The sequence below is a fragment of the Streptomyces sp. NPDC048637 genome, assembly GCF_040650675.1.
Lineage (GTDB): Bacteria > Actinomycetota > Actinomycetes > Streptomycetales > Streptomycetaceae > Streptomyces.
In genome coordinates this window covers 67,694-85,406 of sequence record NZ_JBEZHQ010000028.1, presented here as the reverse complement: position 1 = coordinate 85,406, position 17,713 = coordinate 67,694, and the positions used below count along the sequence as shown (strand labels likewise).

Below are 17,713 nucleotides of genomic sequence, written 5' to 3'. Positions count from 1 at the left end.
GGCAGTTCCCGTACAACAGCCTCACTGTGTCAAGGACGGTGGGAGAGCCGGTGGAGGTTCCACCCCGTGTCGTCCGGCTGCCGTCCGGTTGATCAGCGCACCTGCCGGGACGTGGCCGCGACGAAATCCCGTATGCCCTGGCGGGTGGTGGCCCGCAGCGCGGTGAGGGTCTCCCGGTCGCGGGCCCGGTGCAGCTCCGTCGTCGCCGACATCACCTGCTCGCTGCGGTCGACTATCTCCGGGTCATCGGTCACCATCTGGGCCCGGAACATGGCCTCTTGGGCACTGTAGCGGGTCTTGTAGACCTCCTCGCGCAGCTCCGGGGTGTCCTCGCCGCAGCGGTCGCCCTCGTGCAGGACGAACCAGCGGTGGACGAGGATCCGCCGGTACTCCAGCAGCGCCCCCGCGTAGGCGCAGTACGCATCGATCCGCTCCTGCCGCAGCCGCTCCGCGCGGGCGAACTGCTCGCTGCGGTCGGCCGCCCGGCGCTGGAAGACATGAGTGATGCCGGAACCCAACAGGGTGCCCACGACGGCCACGACGCTTGCCACAACTGCCTCCATGAGGGCAGTGGACCACAGCGGACCAGGTCAGCGGCAGGGTGTGCATGACCATGGCCGGTCCATGGGTGCCGCCCCTGCCGGAAGGGCGGCGGTGCGGCAAGATGGGGGCATGGGGATCTTCGGGGGCGAGGGCCGACTGATCGGTGGCCGGTACCGCCTGGGAATACGGCTGGGCCGCGGCGGAATGGGAACGGTCTGGCGTGCCACCGATGAACTGTTGGGTCGTCAAGTTGCAGTCAAGGAGCTGCACTTGGACGAGGGAACGGCCGAGCCCGAAGCGCGGGTGCAGCGTGAGCGGGCGATGCGGGAGGCGCGGACCGTCGCCCAGATCAAGCATCCCAATGTGATCGTCGTGCATGACGTCGTCGAACAGGACGGCCGGCCGTGGATCGTGATGGAGCTGGTGGAGGGCGCGTCGCTGGCCGACCGGCTGCAGAGCGGCGGACCGGTCGCGCCGCGCGAGGCGGCCCGGATCGGTGTCGCGCTGCTGGGCGCGCTGCGGGCCGCGCACACCCGCGGGGTGCTGCACCGTGACATCAAGCCCGCCAACGTCCTGATGGAGTCGGGCACCGGCCGGGTCGTGCTCACCGACTTCGGTATCGCCCAGGTGCCCGGCGTCACGACGCTGACCGACGCCGGCGGTTTTGTCGGCTCGCCCGAATACACCGCGCCGGAACGGATGTCCGGGCGCGGCACCGGCCCCGAGGCCGACCTCTGGTCGCTCGGGGTGCTGCTGTGCGCCGCGCTCAGCGGCGCCTCGCCGTTCCACCGCGACTCGCTGGGCGGCGTGCTGCACGCGGTGGTGTACGACGAGATCGAACTCCCGGAATCCGCCCGCCCGTTGCACGCCGTCGTCGACGGGCTGCTGGAACGGGAGCCGGAGCGGCGGCTGGGCGTCGCCGAGACGGAGCGGCTGCTGCGCGGCTATCTGCAGTCGGGCCGCGCCCCGGAACGCGGGGCGGGCGGGCACCTGGGGCACGGGGCCGGGCGCGGCCACGGCGGCCATGGTCCCCACGGCGGCCACGGCGGCCACGGTGGTCACAGCGGCGGCGGAGGCGCTGGGGCCGCCGGCCTCGCGGCCGAGGCCGTGGCGGGCGCGGGCGGACCGGGCGGACCTGGCGGCCCCTTCCCCGAGGGCCCGAACGCCGCGCGTCACCCCGGGCCGGACGTCCACGCCCCCCTGTACGACGTCCCCAACGGCGGCCGGCCCGGCGAACATCCGCCTGGCCAACATCCGCCTGGCCAACATCCGCCCGGCGGATACCCGCCAGGCGAGTACCCGCCCAGTGAGCACCCGCCCAGCGAGGACCTCCCGGTCGCGGGTACGCCACCCCCGGGCCCGGCCACTCCCGGCCGGACACCCGCGGGAGGCGGCGCCGGAAGATCCGGCGGCCGTACGGGCGGACGCACCCCGGGCATGCCGATCCGGGACGCGCTCGACGGCCGGGCGCTGGCCGCGGCCGCCCGTCCGCACACCGGCCGCGCCCGCACCGCCCTGCTGGTCGCGCTCGCGGCGGTGGTGATCGGCGGCGTGGGCGCGGGCATCGCCGTACTGCTGATGAACCAGAACGGAACCGACGGCGGCACCGGCACCGGCGGCCGGCCCAGCCGGTCCCAGCAGGCCTCGGACACCGCGCCGTCGCGGGGCGGCGGCCCCGGCACGGCGGAACCCACCGTCACCCCGCCGCCGGCATCCGGGGGCTCCGGCAAGATCCCGGCCGGATACCGCCTCGTCCGGGACCCGGCCGGCTTCGCGCTCGCCGTACCAGAGGGCTTCACCCGCTCCTGGGAGAACGACCGCGTCTACTACTCCTCGCAGGGCAAGCGGTTCCGGATCGGCATCCAGCTGCAGCAGCAGGTGCCGGAGGGGCCGCTGGGAGCGATGCGTTCGGCGGACGCCAAGGGCCCCGCCGACTACCGCGGTTACCGTCAGGGGCAGGTCACCGAGACCACCCACAACGGGCTCCAGGCCGGACTCTGGGAGTTCGTCTGGGACGGCAGCGCACAGGACGGCGGCTCGCGGTACACCTACGACCTCAGCTGGGACGAGGGCGGCCGGATGATCGATGTGTGGATCTCCTCCCCGGTTGCCTCGCGCACCGAGGCCAAGCGGCACTTCGACACCGCGCTCGACGCGTTCCGGCTGCCCGGGGCGTGAGCGCGGGTCTCCGTCCTGGGCGCTGCCGTCCCAGACCAGCGCCCTTGCGGCCAGCAGACACTGGCACGATTGTGCGTCCCGCGTGAAAACTCATTACTGCCGGGTACACAAAGCGCCGGGGGAGGAATACGCTCGCCCGCATGACGGACTCGCAGGACACCGGAACAGCCGCCTCCGCAGCCGAGGCCCCCGACGAGGCCCCCGCGGAAGCCTCCGCCGATGCCCCCGCGGCGGTCCCGGCGGCCCCCGCCCCCGCCGATGCCCCGGCGGCGCCCGGCGGGGGAGGCAACCCGGTCGCGCCCACCCCCGCGGGCGCCCGTACCGCCGCGGAGGTGGTCACCCCCGAGATCGCCGCCCGGCTCACCCGCGGTGTGGTGGCCGGCAGTGGCCGTACCGCCAACCACACCCCGTTCACCGGGGAGAAGCTGGCCGACCTGCCGGAGTCCACCCCCGAGGACGTCGTCACCGCCTTCGAGCGCGCCCGCGCCGCCCAGGAGCGCTGGGCGAAGGTCCCGGTCAAGCAGCGTGCCGCCGTCCTGCTGCGCTTCCACGACCTGGTGCTGCGCCGCCAGGCCGAGGTGCTCGACCTGATCCAGCTGGAGACCGGCAAGGCGCGGCTGCACGCCCATGAGGAGGTGCAGGCGGTCGCCGTCACGGCCCGCCACTACGGGCGCAAGGCCCACGCCTACCTCAAACCCAAGGCCCGCACCGGCGTCGTACCGACCCTCACCAAGGTCACCGAACTCCGCCAGCCCCGGGGCGTCGTCGGGCAGATAGCCCCGTGGAACTACCCCTTCGAGCTGTCCGTCGGTGACGCCCTGCCGGCCTTCGTCGCGGGCAACGCCGTCGTCATGAAGCCCGACACGGAGACCGCGCTGACCGCCCTGTGGGCCCGCGAGCAGCTCATCGAGGCCGGGCTGCCGGAGGACGTCTGGCAGGTCGTGCTCGGCGAGGGCCCGGTCGTCGGCCCCGCCGTCGTCGCGCACGCCGACTACGTCTCCTTCACCGGCTCGACCCGTACGGGCCGCGAGGTCGCCCAGGGCGCCGCCGCCCGGCTGGTCGGTGTCTCCCTCGAACTCGGCGGCAAGAACGCCATGTTGGTGCTCCGGGACGCCGATGTGGAGAAGGCCGCCGCCGGTGCCGTCCGCGGCTGTTTCTCCTCCGCCGGCCAGCTGTGCATCTCCATCGAGCGGCTGTACGTCCACGAGTCCCTCGCCGACGACTTCCTCCAGCGCTTCGCCGCCCGGACGAAGGCGATGCGGCTGGGCAACTCCCTCGCCTACGGCGCCGACATGGGCTCACTGGTCGGCGAGCGCCAGCTGGAGACCGTCACCCGCCATGTCGAGGACGCCGTCGCCAAGGGCGCCACGCTGGTCGCCGGCGGACGGCCCCGCCCCGACATCGGCCCGCTGTTCTACGAGCCGACCATCCTCGACGGCGTCGAGGCCCCGATGGCGGTCTGCGGCGAGGAGACCTTCGGCCCGGTCGTCTCGATCTACCGCTTCCGCGACGAGGACGAGGCGGTGGCGCTCGCCAACGCCACCCCGTACGGCCTGAATTCCAGCGTGTGGACCAAGGACGGCCGCCGCGGCCGCGCGGTCGCCGCCCGGCTGCGGACGGGCACCGTCAACGTCAACGAGTCCTACGCCGCCGGCTACGGCAGTGTGCAGGCCCCGATGGGCGGCATGGGTGACTCGGGCCTGGGCCGCCGGCACGGCTCCGAGGGCATCCTCAAGTACACCGAGGCACAGACCGTCGCCCAGCAGCGGCTGATGCCGCTCGCCCCGTCCTTCGGCATGACCGATGAGAAGTACGCGCAGTTCATGAGCCGCAGCCTGCGCGCGATGAAGGCGTTCCGACTCCGCTAACACCTCAGCAGGGAGAGCCAGTGCCCCAGGAGAACTCTGCCCGGAATCAGGACCGGAACGGCGACCGGGACGCCCAGGACGACGGCTACGACTACGACGTGCTCGTGGTCGGCTCCGGCTTCGGCGGCTCGGTCTCCGCCCTGCGGCTGACCGAGAAAGGCTATCGCGTCGGCGTCCTCGAAGCCGGCCGCCGCTTCACCCGGCAGACCCTGCCGAAGAGCTCCTGGGACATCCGCAACTATCTGTGGGCCCCGGCGCTCGGCTGCTACGGCATCCAGCGGGTGCATCTGCTCGGCAACGTGATGGTGCTGGCCGGTGCGGGCGTCGGCGGCGGCTCGCTCAACTACGCCAACACCCTCTACGTCCCCCCGAAGCCCTTCTTCGAGGACGCGCAGTGGGGCGAAATCACCGATTGGCAGGAGGAGTTGGCCCCGTACTACGACCAGGCCAAGCGGATGCTGGGGGTGCGCCTCAACCCGACGATGACGCCCTCCGACGTCCACCTCAAGGAGGCCGCGGTCAAGATGGGCGTCGGCGACTCCTTCCACCTCGCGCCGGTGGGGGTCTTCTTCGGGGACGGGGAGGACGCGGACGGGACGTCGCAGGCGGCACCCGGCACCGAGGTCCCCGACCCCTACTTCGGCGGCCAGGGCCCCGCCCGTAAGGCCTGTACGGAGTGCGGCGAGTGCATGACCGGATGCCGGCACGGCGCCAAGAACACCCTCAACGAGAACTACCTCCACCTCGCCGAGCGGGCCGGCGCCGTCATCCACCCGATGACCTCGGTCGTCACCGTCACCGAGGACTCGCGCGGCGGTTTCGCCGTCGCCACCCTCCCCACCGACCGCAAGCGCAAGGGCCGGGGCCGTACCTTCACCGCCCGCCGGGTCGTCCTCGCCGCCGGCACGTACGGCACCCAGACGCTGCTGCACAAGATGAAGGACAGCGGGCTGCTGCCCGGCATCTCCGGCAAGCTGGGCGAGCTGACCCGGACGAACTCCGAGGCGCTGGTGGGCGCGCAGACCGACGACCGCCGCTACCGCAAGCGGCACGGCACCAAGGCCGACTTCACCCGCGGGGTCGCGATCACCTCGTCCATCCACCCCGACGCCCACACCCATATCGAGCCGGTCCGCTACGGCAAGGGGTCGAACGCGATGGGCGCGATGTCCATCCTCCAGGTGCCCGTCGACGGCCGCGGCTCGCGCGCCGGCCGCTGGGCCGCGAACTGTCTGCGGCATCCGCTGCTGCTGCTCCGGTCGCTCTCCAACCGCCGCTGGTCGGAGCGCACCATCATCGGCCTGGTGATGCAGTCGCTGGACAACTCCCTGACGACCTACCGCAAGCCGGGCGGCATCGGGAAGGGCCTGCTCACCGCCCGCCAGGGCCATGGCGCACCGAACCCCGAGCAGATCCCCGAGGCCACCGAGGCGGCCACGCTGCTGGCGCAGGAGATCAACGGCTTCGCGGGCAGCAACGTCGGCGAGCTGATGGGGACGCCGCTGACCGCGCACTTCCTGGGCGGCTGCCCGATCGGCGCGGACGCCGACCACGGCGTCATCGACCCGTACCACCGCCTCTACGGCCACCCGGGGATCTCGGTCGTCGACGGCGCCGCGGTCTCCGCCAACCTGGGCGTCAACCCGTCCCTGACCATCACCGCACAGGCCGAACGCGCGATGTCGCTGTGGCCCAACAAGGGTGAGACGGACCCGCGCCCCGCCCCGGGCCGGGCCTACCGGCGGCTGGCGCCGGTCGAGCCGGTCCGCCCCGCCGTCCCCAAGAAGGCGTTCGGCGCACTGAACCTGCCGTTCCTCACCGTCCCGCCGGTACCGCCGAAGAAGTCGCTGACGTAGGGCCCGTCCTGCGCGCGCACGGCGGAGGGCCGCACCCGGAACCCGGTGCGGCCCTCCCTCCCCTGCAGCGCCTGCCGTTACGCGGCGGCGGCGCCGTCCGTCTTACGGCGACGGACGGCGAAGATCGCGCCCGCGCCCACGACCATGGCGACCCCGCCCACGATGCCGAGGGCCGGCAGCGCGGAGGAGGCACCGGTCTCGGCCAGATTGCCGGTCACCGGCAGCTTGTCCATGCCGGCCTTGGGCTTGCCGGTGCTGACCGGCTTCCCGCCGCCCTGCGTACCGGGCTTGTTGCCGGGCTTGCCGGGCCTGGCCGGCGGGATCTCGCCCGGGCTGCTGCCGGCGGGCAGGATCGTGAAGTCGTACCACCGCTCCTCGGACCAGCCGCAGGAGCCGTCCTGGTTCTGGTAGTCGCCCGCCACCAGCGCGAAGCCGTCACCGGCCGTGGCGCCCTTGGCTGCGCGGATCCGCATCTTCAGCTCGGCGGTCCGGTGCGCGTCGAGCTGGAACCAGCCGAAGTACTCCCCTTCGGTCCACTCGTCGAACGAGGTCCACTTGCCGGTGTCCGGGTTCTGGTACTCCAGGTCGAGCTGCGACGTGGGGTGGTCGATGTCGCCGGTCGGCACCGCGTAGATGACCGGGTAGACCTCGTCCAGCGCCCGGTCCGTGGTGTTGGCCAGCCGCACGCTGAAGCCCTGCCAGCCGCCGCCCGCGACGAGCTTGGCGGGCAGGTGGGCGACGGTCACCTTGATGGCGGCGTCGTCGACCGTGCACTCGGCCTCGTCACCGGGCTCGCCCGGCTCGGTGGGCCCGGCCGAGGTGGAGGGCCCGGGGGTGCCGCTCGGCCCGGTCTTGCCGCCCGGGGTGTCCGGGGTGGACGGCTCGATGGCGTCACCGCTCCCGGTCTCCTCGCCGGGCCCGGTGCCGTCGCCCGTGTCGTCGCCCGGCGTGCCGTCGCCCGGCGTGGTGTCGCCCGGGGTGGTGTCGCCCGGGGTGGTGTCGTCCGTCGTGTTCCCGTTACCGGTGCCCGGGGTCTCCGGCTGCGCGGTGGTCCCGTCGGACGGCTCCGGGTCAGGTGTGCCCGGCGTGGGCTCGGCGCTCGCGCTGGGCTCGGTCCCGGGACCGGTCGCATACGCGGCAGGGGCCGCCAGCAGAGCGGCGGGGGCTATGACGGCCGTTGCGGCGGCAGCCGTCAGGGCACGGCGAAGCTTCATCGAGAAGACCTCTCGGGTCCAAAGTGCCGATGTCCGGCACCAGTGGGTTGCGGGCCGTCGCGGTGGGGCGCGGGATGGCCGTGCGATTGCAGGTACATGACCGGCCATGGCCAAAAAAGGTTGTCCACTCAACCAGAAACGCCGCCGTGATGCCGATCACACGCGTCACAGCAGCCTCATAGGTTCCACAAAGGCGGCGCACAGCACTGGCTGGACGGCGGACGTGCGCCGGGCGCACCCCGGGCACAGCGAAGGGCCCCGGACACCGTCCGCGAGGGGGGTGCGGACGGTCACGGGGCCCTTGGCTTTCGGTGCCGGCGTCAGGGCAGCGCCGGCACCGAGGGGCGGCGCTGGGGGGGGGTAGCGCCGCTGGCTTTCGGGGTGGTGCGCGATGGTGCGGAGCCCGCGTTGGCCGGACCAATGGCAGTGCAAAGGTCCCTACCGGACGCGGTGTGTCGTACGTCAAGCATCGTCCTGGATGCGCCTCACCTGGCGCAACCGTTTCGACCGGATGCGGTCGGTCCCGGGCGTCCCCAGGACCGACCACCCCATCGGATGTGACCGGGCTGCTGTCCCCTGCTGACCGGCCACGGCACCGGAGCGAGGTCCCACGACGCGGGCCACGGCTGGCGGCCGGCGTCTCATCGCTCCGGGTTTCCGCCCTTGGGGCGGCGTCTACGCGTAGTCCTGCAGGCCGCGCCTGGCTGGCGTGGCACCGGGAACAACGAAGCCTCGCAGCGGCCGGTCACGCGCCGTATGGGTGAGTCGGTAACCGAACTCAGATCCGCCGGCTGCGCCGGGGCGTGCGTTCTGCCACGCGCCCCACCCGGCCCCCAAAACGGACGGAACACCAGCCAGAACCGGCCACGCTGCTGACCCGTGCCTGCCTCAGATCTGGCCCCGGGACAGCTCCAGCAGGGTCATCGCCAGCGCGGTGCCCGGCTTGCCGAGCTGGCCGCGGTAGTGGTCGAGGATCTCCATCTCGCGGGAGAGGTTCACCCGGCGTCCGCCGGAGGTGAGGCGCTCGTGCTGGATGACGGCCGAGACGGCCATCCGTTCCTGGACCAGGCCGATGATCCGGCCGTCGAGATCGTCGATCCGCTGCCGCGCATCGGTGATGATCCCGGCGGCCTCGGAGGAGCGGGCGCCGGTGTCGGGGGCGGTGCTGGTCTGGGTGCTCATGTCCGTCTCTCCTGGGGTGGGTGGCCCCGGAGCCGGTGATCGGTCCCGACAGACGCAGACGCCCCGGACCTTGTCGGCCCGGGGCGCCTGGGAAGTTGCTCGTCAGTGGATCAAGCAGCACGACCATGGCAGCCGGTTGGGCCGGTGCCATAGGTAAAGACGAAGGTCAGCTGCGTGTTCATGGGGCTCAGTATGAGCCCGTTAGAATCGAAAGTCCAACCCCTGCTCCACACCGCCGGAAGGCCGCCGAAGTGCCATCAGCGCCCCCTGCCGCTGCCCCGGACGTCGTCCTCGTAGTCGACTTCGGCGCACAGTACGCCCAGCTCATCGCCCGACGGGTCCGTGAGGCCCGGGTCTACAGCGAGATCGTGCCGTCCACCATGCCGGTGGCGGAGATGCTCGCCAAGAACCCCAAGGCGATCATCCTCTCCGGCGGTCCCTCGTCGGTCTACGCCGAAGACGCCCCCAGCCTCGACCGGTCCCTGTTCGAGGCCGGTGTCCCGGTCTTCGGCATGTGCTACGGCTTCCAGCTCATGGCCATCACCCTTGGTGGCACCGTCGACAACACCGGCGCCCGTGAGTACGGCCGTACCCCGCTGACCGTCTCCCGTCCCGGCTCCACCCTGTTCGAGGGCACCCCCACCGAGCAGTCGGTGTGGATGTCGCACGGTGACGCCTGCTCCGCCGCCCCCGAGGGCTTCACGGTCACCGCGTCCACGGACGTGGTCCCGGTCGCCGCCTTCGAGAACGACGAGAAGAAGCTCTACGGCGTCCAGTACCACCCCGAGGTCATGCACTCCACGCACGGCCAGCAGGTCCTGGAGCACTTCCTCTACCGCGGTGCGGGCATCGAGCCCAGCTGGACCACCACCAGCGTGGTGGAGGAGCAGGTCGCCGCGATCCGCGCCCAGGTCGGCACCAAGCGCGCCATCTGCGCACTGTCCGGCGGTGTGGACTCCTCGGTGGCCGCGGCCATCGTGCAGAAGGCCATCGGCGACCAGCTGACCTGCGTCTACGTCGACCACGGTCTCCAGCGCAAGGGCGAGTCCGAGCAGGTCGAGAAGGACTTCGTGGCCGCCACCGGCGTCCAGCTGAAGGTCGTCGACGCCGAGGAGCGCTTCCTGACCGCACTGGCCGGGGTCAGCGACCCCGAGCAGAAGCGGAAGATCATCGGCCGGGAGTTCATCCGCGTCTTCGAGCAGGCCCAGGCCGAGCTGGTCGCCGAGGCCGGCGCCGAGGGCGAGCAGGTCGCCTTCCTGGTCCAGGGCACGCTCTACCCGGACATCGTCGAGTCCGGCGGCGGCACGGGCACCGCCAACATCAAGTCGCACCACAACGTGGGCGGGCTCCCCGACGACATCGAGTTCGAGCTCGTCGAGCCGCTGCGCCAGCTGTTCAAGGACGAGGTCCGGATGGTCGGCTCCGAGCTCGGCCTGCCGGACGAGATCGTCCACCGCCAGCCGTTCCCCGGCCCCGGCCTGGGCATCCGGATCGTCGGCGAGGTCACCAAGGACCGCCTGGACCTGCTGCGCGAGGCCGACGCCATCGCCCGCGAGGAGCTGACCGCGGCCGGTCTGGACCGCGAGATCTGGCAGTGCCCGGTGGTCCTGCTCGCCGATGTCCGCTCGGTCGGCGTCCAGGGCGACGGCCGTACGTACGGCCACCCGATCGTGCTGCGCCCGGTCTCCTCCGAGGACGCGATGACCGCGGACTGGACCCGGATGCCGTACGACGTGCTGGCGCGGATCTCCACCCGCATCACCAACGAGGTCGCCGACGTGAACCGCGTCGTCCTCGATGTCACCAGCAAGCCCCCGGGCACCATCGAGTGGGAGTGATCCCACGGGCCGGGGTGATCCCGCCGGCCGCCTGATGACGCCGCCGCTCGGTCTGCCGAGCGGCGGCGTTGTCGTTGGTGGGGCCGTCCCGGCGGCACCTCTCATGGACTTTCTGTCCAGTCTGGACGTACAGTCCAAGCATGGGACAGGCAGAAGAGGCCCCGGACCCCCGGGTGCGGATGTGGGCGCCGGTGTGCCAGGCCGTCGCGCGGTTGCTCGGTCCGTACGCCGAAGTGGTGCTGCATGATCCGGACACCGACCGGGTCCTGGAGGTCTGGAACCCGATGAGCTCCCGCGGCCCGGGGGATCCTTCCCTGCTCGGTGAACTGGACGAGCTCGAACCGTCACCGCAGGGCGTGTACGGGCCGTACGAGAAGCTGCTCGCGGACGGCCGCCGGCTGTCGTCGGTGAGCGCCGTCCTGCGGGATGCGCACGACCGTCCGTCGGCCGTGCTGTGCATCAATCTCGACCGCACCCCGCTGGAACAGGCCGCGGCGGTGCTGTCCGCCTTCGGCGCCCCGACCGTGCAGCGTCCCGAGCCGCTGTTCGAGCAGGACTGGTCCGACCGCATCCAGCACATCGTCGGCAGCCATGTCCGCGAAACGGGCCGTCCCGTCGAGCGCATGACCCGCCAGGACCGCCTGGCCGTCCTCGGCCGGCTGGACGAGGCCCGGGTGTTCGCGGTGCGCCGGGCCGCACCGGTCGTCGCCGGGGCCCTGCGGGTGTCCCGGTCCACCGTCTACGGCCTGCTGGCCGAGCTCAGAGCATCCAGCGCAAAGGACTGACCACCATGACCCGGCTGCCCGACTTCCGCCTCGAAACGTACTTTTCCCGCTGGGAGTTCACCGCCCGCCACCACCTGACCGCCTCCGACGTCCAGACCATGACGCTCGCCGAGCTGCTCGGGCTGGCCGACGACCAGGACCGCGCGGCCTTCGAGAACCTGTCCCTGGGCTACACCGAGACCTTCGGCGACCCGGCCCTGCGCGAGGTGATCGCCCAGACGTACGAGCAGGCCGACGCGGACGACGTCATCTGCTTCGCGGGCGCCGAGGAAGCCCTGTACCTGGCGATGAACGTGCTGCTCGGCACCGGCGACCACGCGGTGGTGGTGACCCCGAACTACCAGGCCGCCGAGACCGTGCCGCTGGCGCTGTGCGAGGTCACCGGCGTAGCCCTCGACGCGGACCGGGACTGGGCCCTGGACCTCGACGAGGTGGCGGCGGCGATCCGGCCGAACACCCGGGTCGTCTCGGTGAACTTCCCCAACAACCCCACCGGCAAGGTCCTCGACGCCGCCGACTTCCGCGCACTGGCCCGCCTGTGCGACGAGCGCGGCATCCACCTGTTCAGCGACGAGGTCTACCGCGGCCTGGAACGCGACCCGGCCCGCACCCTGCCGCAGGCCGCCGATGTGTCCGAGCGCGCACTGTCGTTGAACGTGACCTCGAAGTCCCTGGGGCTTCCCGGGCTGCGCATCGGCTGGATCACCTGCCGCGACCGTGCGCTGCGCGCCCGTCTGGAGCGGGCCAAGCACTACACCACCATCTGCAACTCCGCGCCCAGCGAGGTCCTGGCCCGTATCGCCCTGAAGGCCCGCGAGACGATCCTGCACCGCAACCGGGCCCTGATCGCGGCCAATCTGCCGGCTTTCGAGGCGTTCTTCGCCGAGTTCGCGGACGACTTCGCATGGCAGCGGCCGGACGGCGGATGCGTCGCCTACCCCCGTTACCTCGGCGCCGACGGAGTGGAGGAGTTCTGCACCCGCCTGGTGGAGGAAGCCGGCGTCCTGCTGCTGCCCGCGAGCATCTACCGCTCCGAAATCACCGCCACCCCCACCGACCGTTTCCGCATCGGCGTCGGCCGCCGCAACCCGGAAGAAGGCCTGGCGGCCTTCGCCGACTGGATGCGGGCACGCCGATGACGCTCCCCGTCTTCGACGCGGCCGCCATCGAACGGGCCACCACCTCGCGGCTGGTCCTCGACACCGTCCGCGACGCGCTGATCGCGCACGCGGAAGGCCGTACCCATGTGCCGCCGCCGCTGCACCTGGACTTCCGCGAGGCCGATGGGGACTGCCATGTCAAAGCCGGCTGGATCAACGGCGCCGCCGACTTCACCGTCAAGATCGCGACCGGCTTCTACGCCAATCCGGCGCTCGGCCTCCCCGTCAACCACGGTCTGGTCTGCGTCGTCAGCGCCCGCACCGGAGCGCCGCGCGCGCTCCTCGACGACCGCGGCCTGCTGACCGCCTGGCGCACCGCCGCCGCGGGCGCGCTGATCACCCATGCCATGGCCCGGCCCGACGCCGGCACACTGGCCGTCTTCGGCACCGGCGAACAGGCCCGCCTCCAGGCGCTCTGGCTGGCCGAACTCCGGCCGGTCGGCCTGGTGCTGGTCCATGGCCGCTCCCCGGACAAGGCCCGGGCGCTGTGCGACGCGCTCGATGCACACGGCCTGGCGGCCCGGCCCGCTGCCGCGGCGGAGGCGGCCGGGGCCGGCATGATCATCACCGCGACGCCGGCCACATCGCCCGTTCTGGACGCCGCTCGGGTGCGCGCGGGCACCCATGTGACCGGCATCGGCACGGACATGCCGCACAAGAACGAGCTGCCGCCCGCGCTCTTCCACCGCGCACGGCTCATCGCCACCGACGACCACGCCCAGTGCCTCGACCACGGAGACTTCGGCCATGCCGTCCGCGCCGGGGCCGCCGACGAGGACGGGGACATCGCGGCCGGCCTGCTGCTCAGGACGCCCGTCGACCGGCCGGACGCCGCGATCACGGTCGCCGACCTCACCGGCGTCGGAGCGCTCGACGCGGCGCTCGCCTCGGCCGTCCTCGACCGGCTTGGGGAATGAACGCCCAGGGCCACCGCTTCGCCGCGGGCCTCCTCGCCTTCGGCGTGGCGCGCGGGGATGCGGGGATGCGGGGACTGCCTCCGGCGTGGCGCGTGGGGGCGCGGGGGCGGCCTCCGGCGTGGCGCGCGGGGACGCGGGGATCGCCTCCGGCGTGCGGCGTGGCGCGCGGGGACGCGGGGACGGCGGCGCGGAGCGGCCGCGTCCTCAGCCTTGTACCGCCGAGGCCAGCCGCTCCAGCGTCGTGGTCATCGCCGGGCCCATCCGCCGCGGGAAGCCGGGGAGTTCGACGACGAGCCGGGGGAGCCGGGCGCGCGACCAGTCATAGGTGTGGGTGACCCGGGTCACCCGGGTGGCGCCCCCGCCCCCGGCACCGGCGCCGTCCATGCCGCCCGTGCCGCCCGTGCCGTCCGTGCCGTCCGTGCCGTTCAAGGGCGTCAGCTCGTAGCGCCAGCGCTGACCGCCGACCAGCCGCCGGCCGCGGAACTCGCCCCAGGTCTCCCAGGCGATCAGCCGGTCCTTCTCGTACTCCACCACCACATTCACCGACCGGTACGCGATACGTCCCTGCGCCATCCCCATGCTGAACCGGTCGCCGGGCCCCAGCGGCGACGGCCCCTCCGGGCGGCCGCGCAGCGTTCCCGAGCCGTCCAACTCGGCGTGCCGGGCCGGGTCCCGGAGGACGGCGAAGATCTGCCGTGGTGCGGCGACGATGTCCCTGCTGACCGATATGGCCCTCATGGTGTGCCCCCTCTGCTGCCGTTCCTGGTGCCCTCATCATGCAGGCAGCGGGAAGTACGCCGGTCGCGGCCCTGTTTACCTGCGGTAGCGGAAGGTACCTTCCGCATCGAGCATCACGCCGTACGCGCCAGAGGAGAGCCGCGATGCCCGAGCCGACCCCCATACCCACCGATCAGCTGCACTTCGCGATGCCGCCGGCGCATGCGACCGTCGAGGGCGAGCGGCGCCACCGCAAGGAGCGCCTGGTCGCGGCGCTGCGTCTCTTCGGGCGCCATGGCTTCGAGGAGGGCGTCGCGGGCCATATCACCGTGCGCGACCCGGAGTTCCCGCACTGCTTCTGGGTCAACCCCTTCGGGATGTCGTTCCGGCACCTCACGGTCAGCGAGCTGATCCTGGTGAATGCGGAGGGAAAGGTCGTCGAGGGCCGCCACCACGTCAACCAGGCGGCGTTCGCCATCCATTCCCAGGTCCACCAGGCCCGCCCCGACGTCATCGCGGCGGCGCACAGCCACTCCACATACGGCCGGGCACTGTCCTCGCTGGGGGAGCTGCTGGAGCCGATCACCCAGGACGTCTGCGCGTTCTACGAGGACCATGCGCTCTACGACGACTACACGGGCGTGGTGGTGGACGAGGAGGAAGGGCGGCGGATCGCGGCCGCCCTCGGGCCCCACAAGGCGGTCATCCTGCGCAACCACGGGCTGCTGACGGTCGGCGACTCCGTGGACGCGGCGGCGTGGTGGTTCCTCACGATGGAGCGCTCCTGCCAGGTCCAGCTGACCGCCAAGGCCGCCGGCAAGCCGGTACTGATCGACCACCACAACGCCGTCCACACGCGCGAACAACTGGGCAACGACCTGGTCGCCTGGATCAACTACCAGCCGCTGTACCAGCAGATCGTGCGCAGTGAGCCGGATCTCTTCGACTAGGGCGGGTCCGGTGGGTTCCGGGCTCAGCCACGCGGTCGAGGGCAGCGCCCCGTCGCTGAGGAATACGACGGGGCGCCGGTGCCGAGCTCGGACTGCGCGTCGAGCTATCTGATGTTGAGGTCGATGACCTGGTAGAAGGCGTTGCCGGTGTCGGCGACCTCCCACACCGACATCAGCACGTGGTACCCCTTGCGGTCATCGGGCAGCGTGACGTGGTGGACTGTCGGGTCCTGGGGGAGGAGGCCGTCGGCGCTCCAGTACGGCCGGCCGCTGTTCTGGTACGTGGCGATCGGTTCCAGGTCGAACTGTGCCCGGGTCAGGCGCGCCCCCGGGTCCCAGCCGTTCTTGGTGAGGAAGTAGTTCCAGCGGCGGGTCTTGTGCGGGGCGTGGTAGTTCCAGGTGATGTCCAGCGCCTGGCCGGCGGTCACCTGGTGCTTGTGCCAGTCCTGCTGCGCGTCGGGCTCGTCGAGCTTGGCGGCGAAGTCCTTCCCTGCGCTGGCGATCCGGCCGTCGTGGGGCGGCTCGAAGTTGGGGACATCGTCCGGCGCGTACGGGTCGGTGAGGCCGGCTTCCTTCGCGGGGAAGAACTTGCCGGCCTCCAGGCCGGCAGCCTGCCAGTCCGCCAGGTGAAGTTGAGCCCTGGACTTGGGATCGGTCACTGCTCCGCGTCGGGCTTCTCGTTCCACAGCTCTCTCCTTAACGACGGCAGGTCGACATATCGACTCTGCGTGCGCACTGTATCCATGTGATCACTCATAGTGTCTGCAGAGTCGTGCGTGTCCACGCGAACCACGGGACGGCGCGCCGGGGCTGTTCCTCTCGGATTGGCGAGCCGGCCGGGCCCTGCGGGACGGGCGGCCGTCCTGCAGGGCCCGGTCCCACCTCACGGATGCGGGAACAGATCGAGGAACGGTGCAGCGGTGGCGGAGATGCCCCGGCTGAACGGGGCGTCGAAGTCCCAGACGAGGAACAGCAGGAAGGCGATCAGCGCGCTGAAGAGCCCGGCCATCAGCAACTCCCGCCCCGAGCGCCGGATTTGCAGGGTGAACATGACGCCGATCGAGATGGCGCCACCGATGATCAGCCCGAACCACACCACTCCGGGCAGCGTCGAATCGGCCGCGTCCGCACGGGCGGTGCGGGCCCCGTCGGCCACCGCGACCTGGTCGACGAGGGGCTGGTACGACTGCCCCTCGAAGTCGTTGCGCGGACGGTAGTCGGTGACCTCCGCCCGGACCTTCGTCAGCAGCTCGGTGCCGTGCCGGGTCAGCTCCCCCTGCTCGGCCATCACCGGCCACTCCTTGTGCACCACATAGCTCACATACGCATCGACATCCGCGCGGATGCGGTCCCGCACCGGCGCGGGGTAGGCCCGGGCCCGCGCGCTGACCTCGTGCAGGGCCTGCGCCTCGGTCCGTACGGTGTCCTCGGCCGCGCTTCTGGCCTCCCAGACGCCGGCGATGGCCAGACCCAGCACGATCGCGTACACCACCCCCACCATCATCGTCAGATACTCGATCACATCGGGTGTTTCGGACGGGTCGTCGTCCTCCGTGATCCGGCGTTCCTTGAGCACGGTGATGGTCAGGACGACGCCGCAGGCAGCGGCCATGGCGATGGTGAGCACCAGCCATTGCGACATGGAGACCTCCTACGAGGAACGGCGCCCGGCGGAACCGGACGAGGAGCTCGAACGGGGACGGAGGGCGGCGCCGGCCAGTACGGCCGGGGCGGTGATCAACAAGGTCGTGGTCACCATGGAGCGCCCGCTGTGCGGCCGGTGGGACGGCCGCGCGTAGCTGCGGGGCAGGGCGGGCGGCGGTGACGCCGGGCGGCGGAGGACGGGCTTCGGCTTCGGTTTCGGCTTCGGTTCGGGCGGGGGCGGCGCTGTCGGGCGGGCGCGTGGAGTGGGTGGCGGTGGTGGTGGCGGGGGCGGTGTCGGCCGGGGTTCGAGGATGGGCGGTGGCGGTGGCGGTGGCGGTGGTGGTGCGGGCCTGGGGACGTGTGGGCGCGGTGCCGGTGTGTGGGAGGGCGTCGGCGGCTTGGTCCTGGTGCAGGGGAAGTGCCAGTCGTGCGGCATGGGGAAGCCGGTCGGTACGTCCACCGGCGGTGCCGTGCCGGCGAAGGCGCAGTTGTCGCCGGTGACCGGGCGGTTGTACCGGTCATGAGCGGTGGCCGCCGGCGCGAGGACGAGCAGCGCGGCGACCCCGGTCAGCAGAAGGAACGCGGCGGCGGCCCGCAGCCCGGAACCCAGGTGCGGTCCTTCCGGCCGCCGCAGCCCCTCACCTCTACGCGGTTCCTCCCCTCTTCGCGGTCCGTCCCCTCTTCGCGGTCCGTCCCCTCTTCGCGGTCCCTCCCCTCTACGTGGCCCCTCCCCTCTACGCGGTCCCTCCCCTCTATTCGGTCCGTCCGGCCTCCGCGGCGCTCTCGGTCTGGCCAGGTCATCGCGGCTGTGCGATCCGTGGAATCCGTGTATTTGACGCACGGCGGAAGCTTGCGCAGCGC

General features: G+C 72.0%; 15 protein-coding genes. 9 read left to right on the top strand and 6 right to left on the bottom strand.

Going from position 1 to position 17,713, the window contains the following annotated elements:
• Window positions 1-92: 92 nt before the first annotated feature.
• Window positions 93-551: a hypothetical protein gene (locus AB0C46_RS28930; protein WP_362831388.1), complete on the bottom strand. Its 459-nt coding sequence runs from the start codon at window positions 549-551 to the stop codon at window positions 93-95.
• 121 nt (window positions 552-672) lie between these two features.
• Between AB0C46_RS28930 and AB0C46_RS28925 the strand changes: the two genes are divergently transcribed.
• The 3 genes from AB0C46_RS28925 to AB0C46_RS28915 all read left to right on the top strand — a co-directional run bounded on the left by AB0C46_RS28925 (window position 673) and on the right by AB0C46_RS28915 (window position 6,445).
• Complete coding sequence (locus AB0C46_RS28925) at window positions 673-2,721, top strand: serine/threonine-protein kinase (RefSeq protein WP_362831387.1); 2,049 nt, start codon at window positions 673-675, stop codon at window positions 2,719-2,721.
• 140 nt (window positions 2,722-2,861) lie between these two features.
• The gene (locus AB0C46_RS28920; protein ID WP_362831386.1) at window positions 2,862-4,589 is read left to right on the top strand and encodes a succinic semialdehyde dehydrogenase; all 1,728 of its coding nucleotides are present in this window, start codon (window positions 2,862-2,864) and stop codon (window positions 4,587-4,589) included.
• A gap of 20 nt (window positions 4,590-4,609) precedes the next feature.
• A complete protein-coding gene (locus tag AB0C46_RS28915; protein WP_362831385.1) occupies window positions 4,610-6,445 on the top strand; it encodes a GMC family oxidoreductase in 1,836 nt (611 codons plus the stop codon).
• Between the two features lie 77 nt (window positions 6,446-6,522).
• On the opposite strand, the gene AB0C46_RS28910 is transcribed toward AB0C46_RS28915, so the two are convergent.
• On the bottom strand, window positions 6,523-7,659 hold the full coding sequence (locus AB0C46_RS28910; protein WP_362831384.1) for an LPXTG cell wall anchor domain-containing protein: 1,137 nt from the start codon (window positions 7,657-7,659) through the stop codon (window positions 6,523-6,525).
• A gap of 888 nt (window positions 7,660-8,547) precedes the next feature.
• Complete coding sequence (locus AB0C46_RS28905) at window positions 8,548-8,841, bottom strand: chorismate mutase (protein ID WP_362831383.1); 294 nt, start codon at window positions 8,839-8,841, stop codon at window positions 8,548-8,550.
• 251 nt (window positions 8,842-9,092) lie between these two features.
• On the opposite strand from AB0C46_RS28905, the gene guaA reads away from it, so the two are divergent.
• From guaA to AB0C46_RS28885, 4 genes are all read left to right on the top strand, one after another.
• On the top strand, window positions 9,093-10,679 hold the full coding sequence (guaA, locus tag AB0C46_RS28900; RefSeq protein WP_362831382.1) for a glutamine-hydrolyzing GMP synthase: 1,587 nt from the start codon (window positions 9,093-9,095) through the stop codon (window positions 10,677-10,679).
• 140 nt (window positions 10,680-10,819) lie between these two features.
• Window positions 10,820-11,464 carry a PAS domain-containing protein gene (locus AB0C46_RS28895; RefSeq protein WP_362831381.1) on the top strand — a complete coding sequence of 215 codons (645 nt, stop codon included), beginning with the start codon at window positions 10,820-10,822 and terminating at the stop codon, window positions 11,462-11,464.
• A gap of 5 nt (window positions 11,465-11,469) precedes the next feature.
• Window positions 11,470-12,603, top strand: coding sequence for a pyridoxal phosphate-dependent aminotransferase (locus tag AB0C46_RS28890; RefSeq protein ID WP_362831379.1), 1,134 nt, complete (start codon window positions 11,470-11,472; stop codon window positions 12,601-12,603).
• Window positions 12,600-13,541 carry an ornithine cyclodeaminase family protein gene (locus AB0C46_RS28885; RefSeq protein WP_362831377.1) on the top strand — a complete coding sequence of 314 codons (942 nt, stop codon included), beginning with the start codon at window positions 12,600-12,602 and terminating at the stop codon, window positions 13,539-13,541. The genes AB0C46_RS28890 and AB0C46_RS28885 overlap by 4 nt, the downstream gene beginning before the upstream one ends.
• Window positions 13,542-13,745: 204 nt before the next feature.
• Here AB0C46_RS28885 and AB0C46_RS28880 read toward each other — a convergent pair whose 3' ends face one another.
• A complete protein-coding gene (locus tag AB0C46_RS28880; RefSeq protein ID WP_362831376.1) occupies window positions 13,746-14,279 on the bottom strand; it encodes an SRPBCC family protein in 534 nt (177 codons plus the stop codon).
• Between the two features lie 38 nt (window positions 14,280-14,317).
• Here AB0C46_RS28880 and AB0C46_RS28875 point away from each other — a divergent pair, with 38 nt between their 5' ends.
• Complete coding sequence (locus AB0C46_RS28875; protein WP_362831375.1) at window positions 14,318-15,208, top strand: class II aldolase/adducin family protein; 891 nt, start codon at window positions 14,318-14,320, stop codon at window positions 15,206-15,208.
• A 104-nt stretch (window positions 15,209-15,312) separates the two neighbouring features.
• Here the strand turns inward: AB0C46_RS28875 and AB0C46_RS28870 are convergent, their stop codons facing one another.
• Window positions 15,313-15,894 carry a lytic polysaccharide monooxygenase auxiliary activity family 9 protein gene (locus tag AB0C46_RS28870; RefSeq protein WP_362831373.1) on the bottom strand — a complete coding sequence of 194 codons (582 nt, stop codon included), beginning with the start codon at window positions 15,892-15,894 and terminating at the stop codon, window positions 15,313-15,315.
• Window positions 15,895-16,091: 197 nt separating this feature from the next.
• Window positions 16,092-16,850 (bottom strand): hypothetical protein, encoded by a 759-nt coding sequence (locus tag AB0C46_RS28865; RefSeq protein WP_362831372.1) that lies wholly within the window; start codon window positions 16,848-16,850, stop codon window positions 16,092-16,094.
• Here AB0C46_RS28865 and AB0C46_RS28860 point away from each other — a divergent pair.
• Window positions 16,849-17,007, top strand: a complete 159-nt coding sequence (locus tag AB0C46_RS28860) for a hypothetical protein (RefSeq protein ID WP_362831371.1) — start codon at window positions 16,849-16,851, stop codon at window positions 17,005-17,007. The two genes, AB0C46_RS28865 and AB0C46_RS28860, sit on opposite strands and share 2 nt — an antisense overlap.
• Window positions 17,008-17,713 lie beyond the last annotated feature (706 nt).